Here is a 15,822-nt window from a genome sequence, read left to right as displayed (position 1 = left end):
TCAGCTACAGGCAACAAAAAACCTCTCATTATATAAGGAAGAAATGAGAGGTTTCCTTTATGGATTTGGCATCGTTTTGTTACACTTCTTGTTTGCGCAGATTCATCAAGCGGAAAACCGTGCTCATGATGAAAATGTTCATGCCTGCGATCAAAAATCCGATGGATACCATCAACGGGAAGTTCTCCGCTCTGAAATCGCTTGCAGTAAACGCCATCAACAATCCGCCGATTGCAATTGCTGTCCAAGCGATCCATCTCAGCAAGTCAGCAGCTTTTTTATCTGTATTCATGGTTCAAAACCCCTGTCGTTTTGGAATTTTACCTTGCGTCGTTTTCTTTGTTGAATTTATTGTAACACAAAATTCACTTTTTGTTCATGTTTTGTTCAAATTTTTATTGAAAATTTGTCAAAACTTTTTCCACAAACCTATTGAACTAGCGATTGTTACATTTTTCCTTTGTGTCTTAATTGTGAAGCGGCGCTTTTTGTTGATCGGTAGAAGATTTTTGCTTGTCCCGATAAAAAAAGCCTGCAGCTTCGCTGTTCGCAAACAGGCTGCAGGCTTTCGTATTCGCTTGGTGCTACCGGATTCTGTTATTGCTCATTGATGCTGCCGGATTTTGTTGCCGCCCTCCGTTTTGCCAACGTCAGGCCGTTCTGTCCAAAGTCGCTGCCGCCTCGGCCCGATGCCGTTTTCCCCAGCTACGGCCGCCGAAGGAAAACAGCGTGAGCACAAACAGGACGCGAAACAACTGGAAGGCCGTCACGAGCAGCGGATCTGCCCCGATCGACATGGCGGTCAAGCTCATTTCGGCAATTCCGCCAGGCGCCGTCGCCAAAATGCTCGTCGCCACTTCTATGTTGGCGAAATAGGCCAGGCCCACAGCCATCGCCGTCACCATGCCGAACAGCAGCAGCGAATGTATGGCGCCGAGCAGGAAAAAACGCTTTTGTTTTCGGATGTCTTCTTTGCGAAAACCAAGCCCGATGCTTACTCCGATCCACACTTGCGCGGCTTTGACCAGCCCTCCTGCCAGCGCCGGATTCTCGCCCGTCCACGGTGTATTCAGGGAGACGAGTGCGGCAATCAGCAACGGGCCAAGCAAATACGGCGCAGGAATGGAGCAGCGGGTAGCCACCAGCGCACCGATCAGACTGGCTGTGACAAGCAAAATGGTCGGGAGCCACTCCAGCACGTGACCGCCTGTCGACAGCACCACAGACGAGGCGTGCCCGTCAAACAGCCAGGAGATTAAAAATGGCGTGCACAAAACGATCGTCACCGCACGAATCGAGTGAAAAATCGAGATCACCTGTTGATTGCCGCCGACAGACTGGCCGATCGTCACCATTTCCGACAGACCGCCGGGAATATTGCTGAAGATCGCCGTAACCCGATCGACCTTGCCCATTTTGTAAAAAATCCACGCGTTGAGCAGGCTGATTAGCACTGTGAGCAGCGTGGCGATCAGCATCAAACCGATATGATCTGTCATGGTCTGCCAAATATCCGGCGTCATGCGCAGGCCAAGCGATATGCCGATCACAATCAGTCCCGCCTGACGGAACCAGCCCGGAATCCACAGCTTTTGCACCCCGAGCATGGTCGCCGCGACAGTCGCCAGCAAGGAACCGATCAACCACGGCAGCGGGCTGTGAAGCACCTCGGCAAACAGCCAGCCTCCCGCTGAACCGAGCAGCAGCGTGAGCAATATGCGAAGCAAAAGCAAAAGCATGCTGATCCCTCTTTTCTTGTCTGACGTTGCTTTTGTTGCTCTCTTGCTGTACCTCCAGTGTACGCCAGAAAAAGCCATCTGAAAAATAGCCATTCGTTATCGCGGGCGATTCCTTGCGCGAATGGCAGAAAAAGAAAAACGCTGCCTTCGAGAAGTCATCCTGTTCTCGAAGCAGCGGTCCGCGGCTGGTCGCCCGCTCTGTTGGCGTTTAATACGAATGCGGAAAATCCATGCGCTGCATGAAGTTCACGAAGGCTCTCACATTTTGCAGCTCCAGGGAAGCCTCGTGGTAAAACATCCAGGTGCTGCGCTTGACGGGCTTGTTCGCGGCGTCCTTAATTTCGATCAGGTACAAGTTTTGTTTGCCGTTTGCGACCAGGCGGGGGAGAATGGCGTAGCCGAGTCCGTTTGCGACCATTTCGCCGCACGTATCCGCCTTGTCCACTTCCATTCCGATCCGGGGCGGCGAAGAGTAGTTTTCGGCCCACCAACTGTCCACCAGCGCCTGCAATAGCGGGTCTGTCTTGTAGTCAATGCGCGGCAGGCTCGGCAGGTCGGCTACATCGACGGGGTCTTTGGAGACGATGCACACGCTCTCCTCAAACAACAGCAGCTTCCCATCCGGCCAATTGTAATTGCCGCGAACAAAACCGACGTGCACATCCTGGTTGTACACAGACTGGTACACGTCTTTGCTCCAGCCCGTCACGACCTTGAACTCTACCAGCGGATACTCCTGCTTGAACAGCTTCAACAGACCTGGCAGCTTGTAGTGGGCAAAATAGTTGGAGACGCCCAGCCGCAGCGTGCCGCTCACCTGCTCGCCCATATTGGCGACGTGCTCCTTGATTTTGCGCAGACGCAAAAGCATTTCATCCGCGCAACTCGCCAAATACTCCCCTTCTGGCGTAAAGTGGACGCCTCGCCTGCCGCGCTGGACAATTTGCACGCCAAACTCTTTTTCGATCTGCCGCAGCCGTTTGGTCAGGGCAGGCTGGGACAAGTACAGACTTTTTGCCGTCCGGGTGATGTTTTGTTCCCGATAAAGCGTCTGGAGAATCGACCAGTCCCGATATTCCATGGCTACAGTGTCTCCGCGTGGTCTTGTGCGACGCGGTCCTCCCCTGATTTTTCACGCTTGCCCTTCAGGTACGTGCCAACAGCAATGACCACCAGTGCCAAAGCGACCGGCAAAATGATGTGCAGCGCTGGCAACACCCCTTCCAGAAACGCTCCGACTACTTTGTCGCCGACGATCATCTCGCCTGCGGTGTAACCGAGCAAAGCCGCCCCCAACAGCACGATGACCGGAAAACGGTTCATCAAAAGCATCAGCAACTGGCTGCCCCAAATAATCAGCGGGATGCTGACGGCAAGTCCGATGACGACGAGCAGCATGTTTCCGTTCGCAGCCCCCGCCACAGCAATAACGTTGTCCAGACTCATGATGAGGTCGGCAAAAATAATCGTTTTCAGCGCCTCCAACATGTTCGAGCCGCCGCCAATATGGGTCTCCTCTTCCTCGCCCTTCAGCAGCTTGACGGCAATCCAGATGAGCAAAAGTCCCCCGACCACCTGAACAAACGGGATCTGGAGCAGCCAAATAGCAATAAAGGTCAGGATGACCCGCAGTCCGATCGCTCCGAAGCCGCCCCAGAAGACTGCTTTCTTTTGCAACTCTGGACGCAAGTTGCGACAAGCCAGCGCGATCACGACGGCGTTGTCCCCACTCAAGACCAGATTGACGATGATGATCTGTAGTAAGCTAAGTAAGAATTCTGTCATGATGGCCCCCTCCAAAGATGATGATAGTGACAATAATAGACCTTTTCATTTTCGCGTGCAGTATTTTTTTCGGATTTGCCTGCACTTTTTTGCCGTAAGCGTTATCAAAAATAGAAAAGGTCTGCCACTCTGACAGACTTTTCTTCTCTTTGCATTTTGGACGTGCCGGGCGAGGCTGGTGCGAGTAGCCCGCTCAGCTTTGCCCCTTGTATCCGTACACGGAGTAATCCGCCTTCACTTTGCGAATCGCGTGCCAGACGGGCAGCCCTCGCGCAACCCAGCGCAGCGCGGACATGATGTTTTGCTCGTTTTCAAACTGCTCGACGATGACTACCGTCTTTTCATTTATATACGATTGCAGTTCCTCCCAGCCCATGGACGAATAACGATCATTGCCGTACGTGCGAAGCGCCAAAAAGTCTTCGCGCTTCGGCTCCTGCAACTGCAAAAGCTGCCGGATCGCCCTCGCGCACTCGGGATGGACGGCTGGGCTGGACGCGCCAGTAACACGCTCATTCATTCGCGCATGCCTCATTTCTGCTTATAGCTGTCCTCCTAGCATAAGCAATCCCGCCGTTTCCTACAACCCAATCTGCCTGTTCGCAAACGAAAAGCTCCGTGCAGCCTTCGTTTCCCTTCCGCCAAAAAGCCAGTCCCCGGCCGGCTTTCTTTTTTCACGCTATACCCATTCCGAAACAAGCTTCGCCATGAGCGCGGCGGACAAGACGACGGGCTCCCCGTTGCTTGCTTACTCTGCCGCTTCCCCGCCAAAGTCCGGAAAACTTTCATGCAGCCGTAGCGGCGGGACGATCTGTGCTTCGTCATCGTTTGCTTCAACGAGATCGTTGTTCCTCCCTGATTGGTATGTACAGCGCCTCGGGCGGCACTTCCTGGATGACTCTTCTCGTCTTGATGCCGATTGCCGAGCTGCCGATCCGGTGCATCTCATCCAGCAGCCGGCAGAGCAGCATTGGCTCGTGGCGAAACGCGTAGCCTGTCGTGATAATCAGCTCGTTCGGGCGGAGAAACCCTGTCAGATCAGGCATTTCGACGGAGCTTATGTAGTAGATTTCTTTGGAAATTCCTTCGCGTCCGGCCATGATTTCCGCTCCGCGAAAAACGGGTAGCTGCAGCAGCCGCTAAACGGTAAAGGGAGTGTTTTCCATGGATTCACCTCATCGCGCTGGCTATTGGCTACATGCTATCACAAAACAGGGGACAGAAAAACGGCAACGAAAAAGGCCGTCATCACTTTGCCAGGATAACGACCTCTTGTGCTTTTGCTGATTCAGTTTTTCCGCTTTGGTCTTCGTCGTCCGCTGCCTCATGTCGGCAAAGGCGAAGATGCTTCTGTTCAGCTCCGGGTTGCGCTTGCCTTCCCGCGCCAGCTTTTCCCGCTGCTTGCGTGCGTTGCTTTTTGCCATGCTCGCTCACTCCTTTTTCCCCGGCACGCCTGCAGGCTATAGCACTGCAGTTGCCGTCCTTGCTGCTATCATAGTACGCTTGCCAGTCCGATGCAACAAAAATAGGGGCTTATCTACGCACACTTGTCCACACCATTGCCATGCTGCTGCATACAGTGAAAGGGACAGGAGGTGTTGATCTCTATGAAAAAAACGGCGACACGCGTGGAAAATCAAGTGTACTCCAGCCGGGTTCTGCGTTCGGAATTCGATCGAAACTGGCGTACTGTCGTATCGAGAAGCGGATACGTCATTTATATCGCAACCGTGAACCGGGCGAAAATCAACGTGCTTTTGGCAGATGGCGCAAGAAAATTGCTCATCTTCGGCGCAAAAAGGCCGGGATCAACCCCGACCTTTTTGTGCCCAGCTTTCGCTCTAGCGACTTTTTTTCAGCTTGGCCAAACGGATGAACTGCTCATCTCTGGCATGCAGCTTTTCTGCGACAGAGGTGCGCTCGTACGCGTAGATGCCCGTTCCGGATTTGGTTCCCAGCTCGCCTTTTTCCACGCGCTCGGCGATGATCGCCGGAGCCGTTGTGGACTGGTCCAGCTCTGGCGCCAAATTGTCCATAACCCGCTTCCACGTATCGAGGCCGCCGAAGTCCGCCGTTTCGATCGGACCGACAAACGCCCAGCGAAACCCGATGCCTTCTTTCATGACCGTGTCGATTTCCTCCGCGTCAGCCACGCCTTCCGCCAGCAAATGAAACGCCTCTCTCATCAGCGCCGCTTGCAGCCTGTTGGCGATAAAGCCTGGCACATCTTTTTTCAGGAGCACAGGCGCCTTGCCAATCCGCTTCATCAGCTCGACTGTCGCTCTGACGACTTCCTCCGCCGTCTTTTCGTGGCGGACAATCTCGACCAGCGGCACGAGCTGCGCCGGGTTGAAAAAGTGGGTGATGATAAAACGGTGCGGCGACTGTGCTTTTTCAATCAGCCGCGCAATCGAAAACGTCGAGGTGTTGGACGCGATGATCGCCTCCGGCTTCGCGTACTGCTCCAGCGTCGCAAACAACTGCCACTTCAGCTCGATCACTTCCGGCACCGCTTCTGTAATCACATCGGCATCGGCCACCGCCTGCTGCAAATCGGTAGTCAGCGTAATCCGCTCCAGCGCATTGGACTTGTCTTGTCCGGTAATGACTCCCTCTTGTTCCAGCAGCGCCAGACTCTGTTCGATGCTCGCCTTTGCTTTGTGCAGCAATTCTTCCTGCAGGTCATACAGCGAAACAGGGAAGCCTGCCAGCGCATAAAGCTGGGCGATCCCATGCCCCATAACCCCTGATCCGATAACCGCTACGTGCTTTGTCATGTGAAGAACCTCCCGGGAAGTAGGTAAACCGCTCTTTCTTCGAAAAATTTCCACAATCCGCGGCTAAATCCTGCCCGGCGCAGCAGAAAAGCTGTACATCCGGCTATGCCTTCCACCGGACGTACGGCTTTCTTTCGCTTCACAAAAAGCGGCGGTGCACCTTTTTGCCATCGTACGTAAATATCACTTGCCGATCTTCCACTGTCGTCTCCAGGTGGATATTTTTTCCCCACAGCGTGTAAATGTAGGGCAGCGTCTTCTCCACGTACTTCACGTCCAGCTCCAGTCCTTCAAAGTGATGCTTGAGCAGCAGCTCGCCAGTCCGCAAGTAGTCTCCATCGTGCACCAGCACATACGGGAAGCCGCCGTTGACCCGCGTGGCAGCAAGCCCGTCGCGCACCTGCTCCCACTGCTTTTCGGTCACGACCCAGTCGTTGCCCTGCTTGCCGAACATGTACAGGTCCAGATCGCTCACCAGGTCTTTCGTCAGGAAGTTGCGAATGAAGCTGATGTCCGACTCCAGCTCGCGCACTTCAAAAATTTTCGTCCGTCCCTCTCCCGGCTTGCGTCCGAAGCGCTCCTGCTCTTCTTTTGTCGGATTGTCCCAGCGTCGTTCAATGTCTTCGAAAATTTTCAAGCCCAAATGATATGGATTAATGCTCGTCGTCGACGGCTGGATGACCGAGGAATGCAGCTTGGCAAATTCAATCGTCTCCGACTCCGTCAGATCCAGCTCGCGCAAGATGCGCATATGCCAGTAGGTCGCCCAGCCTTCGTTCATGATCTTCGTCTCCAACTGCGGCCAGAAATAGAGCATCTCGTCGCGGATAATCGTCAGCACATCGCGCTGCCAATCGTCCAGCACATCGCTGTACTCCATGATGAACAGCAGCAAATCTTTTTCCGGCTCGGGCGGGAATTTGCGCACTTGCTTGGCCGGATCGGCCTCGACTTTTTCTTTGCGGTCCAGTCGCCACAGGTCGTCGTATGGCGAAGTGCGCTCGACCTTGCCTTTTTTCGTCGGCTCCTCAGACTCCCGCTTCCATCTGAGCTTGGGACGAAGCAGGCCCGGATCAATGTGCTCCTGAATCGCCAGGCTCGCATCCAGAAGGTTTTCCACCGCTTCCTTGCCGTACTCGATCTCGTACTGGCGAATCCGCTCGCTGCTGGCGGCCATGCTCTCGACCATGTCGCGATTCGTGTTGGAGAAGCGCATGTTGTTTTTGAAAAAATCGCAGTGGGCCAGCACGTGGGCTACGATCAGCTTGTTTTGGATCAGGGAGTTGCCGTCGAGCAAAAACGCGTAGCACGGGTTGGAGTTTATGACCAGCTCGTAAATTTTGCTCAGGTTCAGGTCGTATTGGAGTTTCATGCGGTAGAAGCTCTTCCCGAAGCTCCAGTGCGAAAACCTGGTCGGCATTCCGTACGCGCCAAACGTATAAATGATATCCGCCGGGCAAATTTCGTATCGCATCGGATAAAAATCAAGGTTGAACCCCTTGGCTATCTCCGTGATCTCATCAATGGATCGCTCCAGTTCTTTGCGCTCGTCGCCTGTCATTGCATTTCCCCCTCCATTCGCCAAAGCCTACTTTATGTATATGGGGCTGATGGGGAAAAGACGCCAGCGTTCTTGTGAAAAAACGGTCTTTGTCTGTTTTTGGGAGCAAGAAAAAGCGCCCTCACATCAGGAAGCGCCTTTGTTATCGTTTTGTGTTGTCCTTATTTCTGGAACCAGTCGCGCACGCCAGTATAAATAAGTGCGCCCGAGAAGACCAGCATGGTGATGAGGCCAATTCCATCCACAACCGGATTCAGCCCATTCAAGAACGTGCCATCCAACGGAGTTTCCAGCAAAGCGTAGCCACCGAGAAGACCACCTGCCAAGGAAAGCCATTTGCTCATGTCCACGTCACCTCCCTAGACAACAGCCTGAAAATGAAGCCGCTGCACTACTTCACTCTATGTCGGAAGCTGACAAGCGGTCTGTACGATTGTCCGGCGTGCTGTTCATCAAATTGCAATTGGGCATGGGCCATCGTTGTGCGGTACAATAAAGGTGGACACATGTGCATAATGGAGAACGTAGAAGGAGTGAATCACGCATGAAGCTGTTTTTGCTGCTGGGCAGTATTAGCGGCTTTCTTTCTGTCGCGCTTGGCGCATTTGGCGCTCACGCCCTGAAAGAAAAGCTGGACGAATATTCACTTGGCATTTTCCATACCGGGGTGACCTACCAGACGACTCACGCTCTGGCGCTCGTGCTCGTCGCCTTGTTGCTCAAATGGTACCCGGACTCTTCGGGCCTCGTCTGGGCCGGATGGTGCTTTGCCGCCGGGACGCTGATTTTCTCCGGCAGCCTTTACACGCTGGCGATGACCGGTATCAAGGTGCTTGGCGCGATTACGCCGATTGGCGGCGTACTGTTCCTCGCGGGCTGGGCGCTGCTCGCCATCCATGCCTGGAAAGTTGTCTCGTAACCCCTGTCTTGCTGCGCACTTACGCCCAATCCTCGACGATTTGGGCGTTTTTCTTTTGTTTCAGGAGAGCATGCTGACCAGCACGCCGCTCTGTCCTCTCAGCCCGGCGGCACCCTCGCTGGACGTATGCCATATGCTGTAGGGCTGGCACTAACTGAATCGCTAAGGAGAGGAAATCATGACAAAGCCCCCCTACGCGCGTCCCTCCTACTATTACGGCCTGCCTGACATGTACATGCAGATGGGATACTTTCCTTTTCCCACGCCGCCTCCCCCGGCCCAACTGAGCAGAAACAGCCCTTACGCCCACCCGCTAGCCGATCCGTGCAAATCGTACATGGGACAAACGGAAAAAATAGAAGCTTCGGACGGCGAGCACGGCTTCGCTTCCCTGGTCAACCCGCTGCGCTCCAGCGTCCTTTTATACGTAAACCAGTGGCTCCTCACCAACTTCTCTCCCGCTCCCCTCGAAGCGCACATCTGGTTTGGCAAAGCGAGCAGCATCGGCAAGGCGAAGACGTCCAGCCAGGTGACATCCGGCTACATCCAGCTCGCTGCCTGTCCCGCCGCCCAGGGGCAAATCATGTTCGGCTCAGGCAGCGCTCACGGCGAACGGGATGGCGTATTCGCGTCCACCCGGATCATCCCGCCGCTGACAACGACAGGCGCCGAGCCGCACGGTCAGTGGGTGATCGGTCCGGGAATGGCGATGGTCGTCCGTGTGCCGGATGCAGGGGAAAAGTCGTCCTTTTCGTTTTGCGTGAACTGGTGGGAGCAGCCTTTGTATGAGGCATGACAGTAAAAAAGGAAAAAGCCCGATGCTTTTTCCCATTACATACGTTTTGGTGGGTAGAAGCAGATGTGCGGGATGTGGAGCAAACGGGCGTGGGGGGCGCAATCGTGCGGGCGCGGTGCAATCCTGCGGACGCGGTGCAATTGTGCGGGACGGGGCGCATTTGTGCGGACGAGGCCCAATCCTGCGAACGGCGCATTTGTGCGGGCGCGATGCAATCGTGCGGACGAGGCACAAATATGCGCAGGACGAGACCCAGCCCCACAAGCTACACCCTGCCGAGCAGCGACCAACCGCCCCCTTCCCCCAACCCAAACACAAAAAAACGAAGACGCATGCCTCTCGCACCGTCTTCGTTATCGACTCCGTTATTTTTTCTACACACGCATGTTGAAAATCCAATTCCCGTCTGCTACAATGGAAATTGGTCTTTAGGTCACTTCTCGATATATGTTCACTATAATCCCAATATAATAGTACCACATTGGATTTCATTTGTCAAACCTTCAGATCAAAAATGGGGAATGAAAAAGGAGCGGTACCATGAGCGCTACTGAGCAAGACAGGCAAAACGAGCAACAACGGGTTGAGACAGTCGTCGCAGAAATCAGCAAACGGATTTCCGAGCTCAAGGAGCAGGTAAAAGTCGTGAGTGAAGATATTGTCGGAATCCGCAAGCATTTTTGGGACGATGTGACAGTCAACTTCGAGGATGCCACCGAGGCGATCGAAACTTACGTCAGCATCAAGCAGCAGGCTGAAGTATTGTCCGAGCGGGAGCGCAGCCACCGTCATGCCCTGCATCAGTTGCGTACCATGCAGCGGTTGTTGCACTCTCCCTATTTTGGCCGAATTGATTTTCGCGAAGAAACGGAGCCTCGCTCCGAACGCATTTATTTAGGCATCGCGTCGCTATTGGACAAAAACGACGAGCATTTTCTCGTCTACGACTGGCGCGCGCCGATTTCCAGCCTGTACTACGACTATTCGCCGGGCCCTGCCCAGTACGATACGCCAAGCGGAGTCGTTTCCGGCGAGATTACGTGTAAACGGCAATACATCATCCGCGACGGGAAGCTGCTCCACATGTTCGATACAGGCGTGACGATTGGCGACGAGCTGCTGCAGGAAGTGTTGGGTAAACAAGCCGACTCGCAAATGCGCAGCATCGTCGCCACGATCCAGCGCGATCAGAACCGGATCATCCGCAACGAAAAAAGCCGGCTGCTGATCGTCTCCGGGGCGGCTGGCAGCGGCAAAACGTCTGCGGCGCTGCAGCGCGTCGCCTATTTGCTCTACCGCTACCGCAAGACGTTGACTGCGGAGCAGATCGTCCTGTTCTCCCCCAACTCGCTGTTCAACAGCTACATCTCGACGGTTTTGCCGGAGCTGGGCGAGGAAAACATGCAGCAGACGACCTTCCAGGAATATGCGGAGCATCGGCTTGGCGACGACTTTCGCCTGGAAGACCCGCTGGAACAGATGGAGTACGTGCTTACGGCAAAAGACCAGCCGGAGTACGCGGCGCGGCTGGCCGCCATCCGCTTCAAATCGTCCGGGCTGTTTTTGCGGGTCATGGATCAGTACGCCAAGCGGCTGATGCAGGCCGGCATTGTGTTTCGCCCGATTGTATTCCGCAACCGGACGCTTATATCCGCCGCGCACATCCACGAGCTGTTTTATGCGCTGGACACCTCCCTGCCGATTCCAAACCGGATGAGCCTGGTAGCCCGAGCATTGCTGGCAGAAGTCAAGCAACTGGAGCGGCGTGAACGGACGCAGCCGTGGGTCGAGGACGAAATGGAAATGCTCGACAAAGACGCATTCGCCGCCGCCTACCAGCAATTGCGCCGCAAAAAGCAGTTTCGCGAGGACTCGTTCGACGACTTTGACCGCGAACAGGAGCTGTTGGCAAAGCGGATCGTCAAACAGCATTTCCAGCCGATTCGCGACTTTGTTGCCGCGCTGCAATTTATTGATACGAAGGCCACTTACGAGCAGTTTTATGCCAATCCTCAACTGCTGCCGGACGAACAAAGTCAAATTCCGGAGGCGTGGCCCGCAATCTGCTCCATGACGCTTGCGCAAACCAAACAGGCACAGCTTGCCCAGGAAGACATTCCGCCCTACCTGTACTTGCAGGAGCGGCTGGAAGGCCAGCAGACGAATAATCTCGTCCGCCACGTTTTCCTCGATGAAGCCCAGGACTACTCTGCCTTCCAGTTTGCGCTCATCAAGAGCCTGTTTCCGCGCGCCAAAATGACGGTGCTCGGCGACTGGAACCAGGCGATTTACGCGCACGCGTTCCACAACGAGAGCTTCGGCACTGTCGCGTCGCTGTTTGAACCGCAGGAGACGGAGACGTTCGTCCTGACGAAAAGCTACCGCTCGACCTTGCCCATCGTCCAGTTCACGCGGCAGTTGGTGGAAGGCGGCGAGCGGATTGAGCCGTTCAACCGCGCGGGGCTGGTGCCCACTGTGACGAAGGTGCACAGCCGCGACGCTCTCGCGAAGCAGATTGAAGAGCGCATCCAAAAGCTGCTGGCAAACGGGCACAAGACGATTGCCGTCATTACGAAAACGGCAGCAGAAGCCGAGCAAGCCCATGAACGGCTGGCCAGCCGCATGCCGATCCGGTTGATTACGACCTCGACCTTGTCCTACGATACCGGCTGTCTCGTCATCCCGGCGTACTTGGCAAAAGGAGTCGAGTTCGACGCCGTCATCATTTACGACGCGTCCTCGGCAAGCTACAGCGAGGAAAGCGAGCGCAAGCTGTTTTACACCGCCTGCACGCGGGCCATGCACGAGTTGCACCTGTACTACTGCCAGGAAAAAACGCCTTTGCTTGCCGCTGTATCTGCCGACAGCTACGAGCATCTGGAGACGGACCAATAAATGCAAAAGACCCGGCTGCGCCTTTTCCCTAGCCGGGTCTTGCTTTTGTCTGCTGAAAGCCGACGCAGATCGTGACCGCAAGCAATATCAGGTCCAAATTGTATCCGCCGATAAATCCTTGCTTCCACTTCACGGTCACAATCGCCCCTGTCATGACCCCCGCCAGCCCCCAGGCCGCGTATTTCGCCCCGATGCCGAGCAGGAAGGCGAGCCCGCCGATCAGCTCGATCCCCAGCACCAAATAGGCGAGCCACCACGGCAAGCCGAGATCGCCAAACATTTGCGTGACAGGGTCCATCCCCTTTTGCAGCTTCGCCAGTCCGTGCAGCAAAAACAGCAAGCCTGTCGTCATCCGCAAGACAGTGAACGCCTTTTCGTAGGCCATAGTCGCCCCCCTCACTTCTACCATATGCCGGACGCTGGACAATCAGTCGCGATTGGAAGGGCGTCGCGCAATCAGCGCAAAGCGCGCATGGCGGCAGCGCGGGCAGCCCTTGCTTTTCAACACTTCGATCGTCGCTACCTGTTCTCTGGCCCCGACCTTGCTGACGTGGGCGCATTTTTGGCAACGGTACAAACGCTGCGAGCGCGCTTCTTCTCCGGTGTAAAGCGGCTCCGTGAAGGCATGCTCCACGATCGGCGCCGTCTGTTCGGTAGTGGCAAGCACGATCATTTGCCCTTTTCCGCCCAGCATTTGCGCCCCTTCGTACTCGTTGAAATGGCTGATGACTTCGCGGACGCTCACCCCCGCCTGCACGAACTGCTGCTGCATGCGCAACGCAAAATCAGGAGACTTGTGGTCAAAGGAGAGGAAAATCGGCAGTCCTTTGCGTTTTTGCAAGCCGCTGATTCCCCGCGACAAAAACAGGGACATCCCTTGCAGCGTATAGGGCGGATCGGTAAAAAAGCAGTCGTATTGCCGCTGCAATTTCTTCGGCAGCGGCTGGCGCAAATCGGCGCGATGGCAGCGGATCGGCAAGGCATGCTGCTTCGCCACCCCTGTGATGAATTGCAGGAAGCGCTCGTCGATATCGACTACCTCGATCCGCCCGGAGGCTACTTCCTTCCCCGGAAACAGCCGTTTGAGCAGCAAGGCAAGCGAGACGCTGACCAAATCGTCGTCGCCCACACACAATATTTTTTTGCCGACGAGCGCATGGTTTCGCAGGCAAAGGATCGCCCGGCGCAAACTCGTCTCTGCCGTACACTTCGCCTGGTCGAGCTGCACGTTGGCTTGTGGGCGCCGGGACAAAATTTGTCGCAGTTCCTGAGACAGCTCGGGCAGCTCTATTTTCCAGGCGGCTTCGTCCTGCATCAGTCTGTCGAACAGCTTCCGGTCCAGTCCGCCGAAGCCCAATACGTTTTCCGTGTAAGCCCGGCCGTCTTCGGTGCAAGCCAAGCCGTTTGTCGCTTGCAGCGCCCCGGCCCGGATCAGCTCTTTTTTGATCGCCGTCGCAACCGGAACGGGCAGCATGAGTTTTCTCACCAGCTCTTTGGTCGGCATTCCCGGCTGGAAATAGCAATGCACGAGAAACTGCTCGATTGCGGTTGGTCCTTCCTGCAGTTGCACGTTTTGATAGATTTCTTCGATATAGTTACGCATGAGTAAGCCTCTTTTCATAAGGGATGATTCCTCCCCTCTCCCACGCAAAAAGGCAGAGAAGAACAAAATGGCTCCCCTCTGCCTTGCTAGCAGAAATTCGCTGCCGCTGACAACGCCGCCAATGGCGTTAGACAACCTGGCTGCGCCAAGTCATTGCCGCAGCCTTCGTTGCCTTTATACTGAATAAGAATTTTATCCATTCTTATCTGTACAAAAAAACCGCGCCAAAGAGCACGGTTCCGGCAGTTGATGAGATTGGGTAGGTGGATGACCGATGTTCTTAACTAATGGAGTCTCCCTTTTTGGCATCGCAAAACAAACCACCAAATTCGTGGCTTTTTTGCTGCAAAAGCACGGGAGAACCTTATCCAATTTTGCCTAGTTAAGAACACACACCGACATCAACATTTCCCCTTTTGAAAAGAATTGCTTTTTATTGTATGACAATTGGTGAAAAAAGGCAATCTTCAGCCTCTCCCCTAACTGACGGTCTTCATCTGGACGCCGTCCTGCCTGCTCCGCTTTTCGTGCAGCCTGCGGCCCAGCCCGTAAAAAATGACGCTAATCATGGCGAGAGCGGCCATCAGCACAAACATCGGCGGCCCGCCGTAAGCGTGAAGCACCATGCCTCCCGCCCAAGGCCCGAGAAAGCTGCCCAGCATGCTGACGCTTTGCGCGCCGTAGTAGGTGCCTCGCATGTTCGCCGGGCTGATCTGGTCGATTTGCGCGTACTCGGCAGGCACAATCAAGATTTCGCCCAACGTAAACACGATCATCGCCGCCACGAACCAGCTCCAGGTGGCAGAAAAAGCGAAGCCCAGCTCGCCGACTGCCATCAGCGCGGCTCCCCCGGCAATCCGCGAAAACAGGGAGTAGCGCTCGACCAGCCTCGTCAACGGCACCTGCAACAGCAGCACCGTAATGCCGTTGGCGCTCATCATCACTCCGAACAGGGCCACGCCTTCTGCCATATTTTCGCGCAAATACTGGGACAGCGTGACGGACATTTGCCCGTGCACCGTAACCAGCAAGATTCCCCCCACGACAAAAGCGAGCAGAGCGACATCTCGTTTCAGCACGTTCCAGATTTGCGGCAAGCTCGCTTTTTCAGCGCTCTGCCCGGCGGCTGCATGAGCGGACACCTGATACTTTTGGCAGGCGATCCCCAGCACGGCCGCAAACAGCACCGTAGAACACGCCGTCAGCATAAACGCGATCCCGCTGCCGGAAATCCCCAAAAACGCCCCCAGCATCGGGCCGACGGCTACCCCCAGGTTAATCGCCAAATAGCGATTGGAAAACACGCGAGACCGTTTTTCTTCCGCTGTCAAATCTCCCATCATCGCCTTCGACACTGTGCCGTAAAACGACGCCGCCAACCCGAGCAACAGGCTGATGAGCAGGAGGAAAAGCGGATGCGCCAAAAAGACAAACCCCGCAAACGCTGCGGCCATCAACAGCATGGAGAGCAGCATCAGCTTCTGCCGCCCGAACAAATCCGATAAAATCCCGCCCAGAAAACCGCCGACAGTCCCGGCCAAAGGCCCCGCACCAATAATCAGCCCGATGTAGGCAGGCGTGAGCGTCGTCGTTTCGCTGAGATAAATCGCCAAAAATGGCATGCTCATCGACTGCGTCAGGCTGACAAATACCGTTCCCGCCATCAGCAAATGCACAATCGGATGATACGCCGCAAAAGCCGTTCTCCACTTGCTCATCTTTTGTTCTCCCTGCCTTCTCTTAGGCC

Annotated in this window: 16 protein-coding genes and 1 pseudogene; 5 read left to right on the top strand and 12 right to left on the bottom strand. The window is 55.1% G+C overall.

Annotated elements, in window-relative coordinates; genetic code table 11:
• The first annotated feature begins 59 nt into the window (after positions 1–59).
• Positions 60–611 carry a hypothetical protein gene (locus AC3WJN_RS07750; RefSeq protein ID WP_007781715.1) on the top strand — a complete coding sequence of 184 codons (552 nt, stop codon included), beginning with the start codon at positions 60–62 and terminating at the stop codon, positions 609–611.
• Between the two features lie 39 nt (positions 612–650).
• Here AC3WJN_RS07750 and AC3WJN_RS07745 read toward each other — a convergent pair whose 3' ends face one another.
• From AC3WJN_RS07745 to brfA, 6 genes are all read right to left on the bottom strand, one after another.
• Complete coding sequence (locus AC3WJN_RS07745; protein ID WP_007781712.1) at positions 651–1,739, bottom strand: AbrB family transcriptional regulator; 1,089 nt, start codon at positions 1,737–1,739, stop codon at positions 651–653.
• 208 nt (positions 1,740–1,947) lie between these two features.
• Positions 1,948–2,820: a LysR family transcriptional regulator gene (locus AC3WJN_RS07740; RefSeq protein ID WP_007781706.1), complete on the bottom strand. Its 873-nt coding sequence runs from the start codon at positions 2,818–2,820 to the stop codon at positions 1,948–1,950.
• 2 nt (positions 2,821–2,822) lie between these two features.
• A complete protein-coding gene (locus tag AC3WJN_RS07735; RefSeq protein ID WP_007781701.1) occupies positions 2,823–3,524 on the bottom strand; it encodes a TerC family protein in 702 nt (233 codons plus the stop codon).
• A 193-nt stretch (positions 3,525–3,717) separates the two neighbouring features.
• On the bottom strand, positions 3,718–4,044 hold the full coding sequence (locus AC3WJN_RS07730) for a hypothetical protein (RefSeq protein WP_003842489.1): 327 nt from the start codon (positions 4,042–4,044) through the stop codon (positions 3,718–3,720).
• Positions 4,045–4,357: 313 nt separating this feature from the next.
• Positions 4,358–4,657, bottom strand: a complete 300-nt coding sequence (locus AC3WJN_RS07725; RefSeq protein WP_255320449.1) for a PucR family transcriptional regulator ligand-binding domain-containing protein — start codon at positions 4,655–4,657, stop codon at positions 4,358–4,360.
• A 54-nt stretch (positions 4,658–4,711) separates the two neighbouring features.
• Positions 4,712–4,948 (bottom strand): ribosome rescue factor BrfA, encoded by a 237-nt coding sequence (gene brfA / locus AC3WJN_RS07720; protein ID WP_005835037.1) that lies wholly within the window; start codon positions 4,946–4,948, stop codon positions 4,712–4,714.
• Between the two features lie 183 nt (positions 4,949–5,131).
• On the opposite strand from brfA, the pseudogene AC3WJN_RS07715 reads away from it, so the two are divergent.
• Positions 5,132–5,317: pseudogene (locus AC3WJN_RS07715) on the top strand (hypothetical protein); the annotation flags it as partial.
• A 48-nt stretch (positions 5,318–5,365) separates the two neighbouring features.
• Here AC3WJN_RS07715 and AC3WJN_RS07710 read toward each other — a convergent pair.
• From AC3WJN_RS07710 to AC3WJN_RS07700, 3 genes are all read right to left on the bottom strand, one after another.
• Positions 5,366–6,301 (bottom strand): 3-hydroxyacyl-CoA dehydrogenase family protein, encoded by a 936-nt coding sequence (locus AC3WJN_RS07710; protein WP_005835039.1) that lies wholly within the window; start codon positions 6,299–6,301, stop codon positions 5,366–5,368.
• A gap of 139 nt (positions 6,302–6,440) precedes the next feature.
• Positions 6,441–7,862: a SpoVR family protein gene (locus AC3WJN_RS07705; protein ID WP_007781691.1), complete on the bottom strand. Its 1,422-nt coding sequence runs from the start codon at positions 7,860–7,862 to the stop codon at positions 6,441–6,443.
• A gap of 161 nt (positions 7,863–8,023) precedes the next feature.
• Complete coding sequence (locus AC3WJN_RS07700; RefSeq protein ID WP_005835043.1) at positions 8,024–8,206, bottom strand: hypothetical protein; 183 nt, start codon at positions 8,204–8,206, stop codon at positions 8,024–8,026.
• A 200-nt stretch (positions 8,207–8,406) separates the two neighbouring features.
• On the opposite strand from AC3WJN_RS07700, the gene AC3WJN_RS07695 reads away from it, so the two are divergent.
• From AC3WJN_RS07695 to helD, 3 genes are all read left to right on the top strand, one after another.
• Positions 8,407–8,781 carry a DUF423 domain-containing protein gene (locus AC3WJN_RS07695; protein WP_005835046.1) on the top strand — a complete coding sequence of 125 codons (375 nt, stop codon included), beginning with the start codon at positions 8,407–8,409 and terminating at the stop codon, positions 8,779–8,781.
• A gap of 178 nt (positions 8,782–8,959) precedes the next feature.
• The gene (locus AC3WJN_RS07690) at positions 8,960–9,577 is read left to right on the top strand and encodes a DUF6143 family protein (RefSeq protein WP_005835048.1); all 618 of its coding nucleotides are present in this window, start codon (positions 8,960–8,962) and stop codon (positions 9,575–9,577) included.
• A gap of 540 nt (positions 9,578–10,117) precedes the next feature.
• Positions 10,118–12,472 carry an RNA polymerase recycling motor HelD gene (gene helD, locus AC3WJN_RS07685; RefSeq protein ID WP_327919978.1) on the top strand — a complete coding sequence of 785 codons (2,355 nt, stop codon included), beginning with the start codon at positions 10,118–10,120 and terminating at the stop codon, positions 12,470–12,472.
• A gap of 28 nt (positions 12,473–12,500) precedes the next feature.
• Here the strand turns inward: helD and AC3WJN_RS07680 are convergent, their stop codons facing one another.
• The 3 genes from AC3WJN_RS07680 to AC3WJN_RS07670 form a co-directional block, all read right to left on the bottom strand.
• Positions 12,501–12,857 carry a DoxX family protein gene (locus AC3WJN_RS07680; RefSeq protein ID WP_221843573.1) on the bottom strand — a complete coding sequence of 119 codons (357 nt, stop codon included), beginning with the start codon at positions 12,855–12,857 and terminating at the stop codon, positions 12,501–12,503.
• A 42-nt stretch (positions 12,858–12,899) separates the two neighbouring features.
• Positions 12,900–14,075 (bottom strand): bis-aminopropyl spermidine synthase family protein, encoded by a 1,176-nt coding sequence (locus AC3WJN_RS07675; protein ID WP_429775422.1) that lies wholly within the window; start codon positions 14,073–14,075, stop codon positions 12,900–12,902.
• A gap of 479 nt (positions 14,076–14,554) precedes the next feature.
• Positions 14,555–15,793 carry an MDR family MFS transporter gene (locus AC3WJN_RS07670; RefSeq protein ID WP_309479845.1) on the bottom strand — a complete coding sequence of 413 codons (1,239 nt, stop codon included), beginning with the start codon at positions 15,791–15,793 and terminating at the stop codon, positions 14,555–14,557.
• Positions 15,794–15,822 lie beyond the last annotated feature (29 nt).

The organism is Brevibacillus sp. FW306-2-1A-C05A, assembly GCF_058781555.1.
The sequence above is the reverse complement of the archived record's forward strand: the minus strand, read 5'-3'. Positions and strand labels throughout refer to the sequence as shown.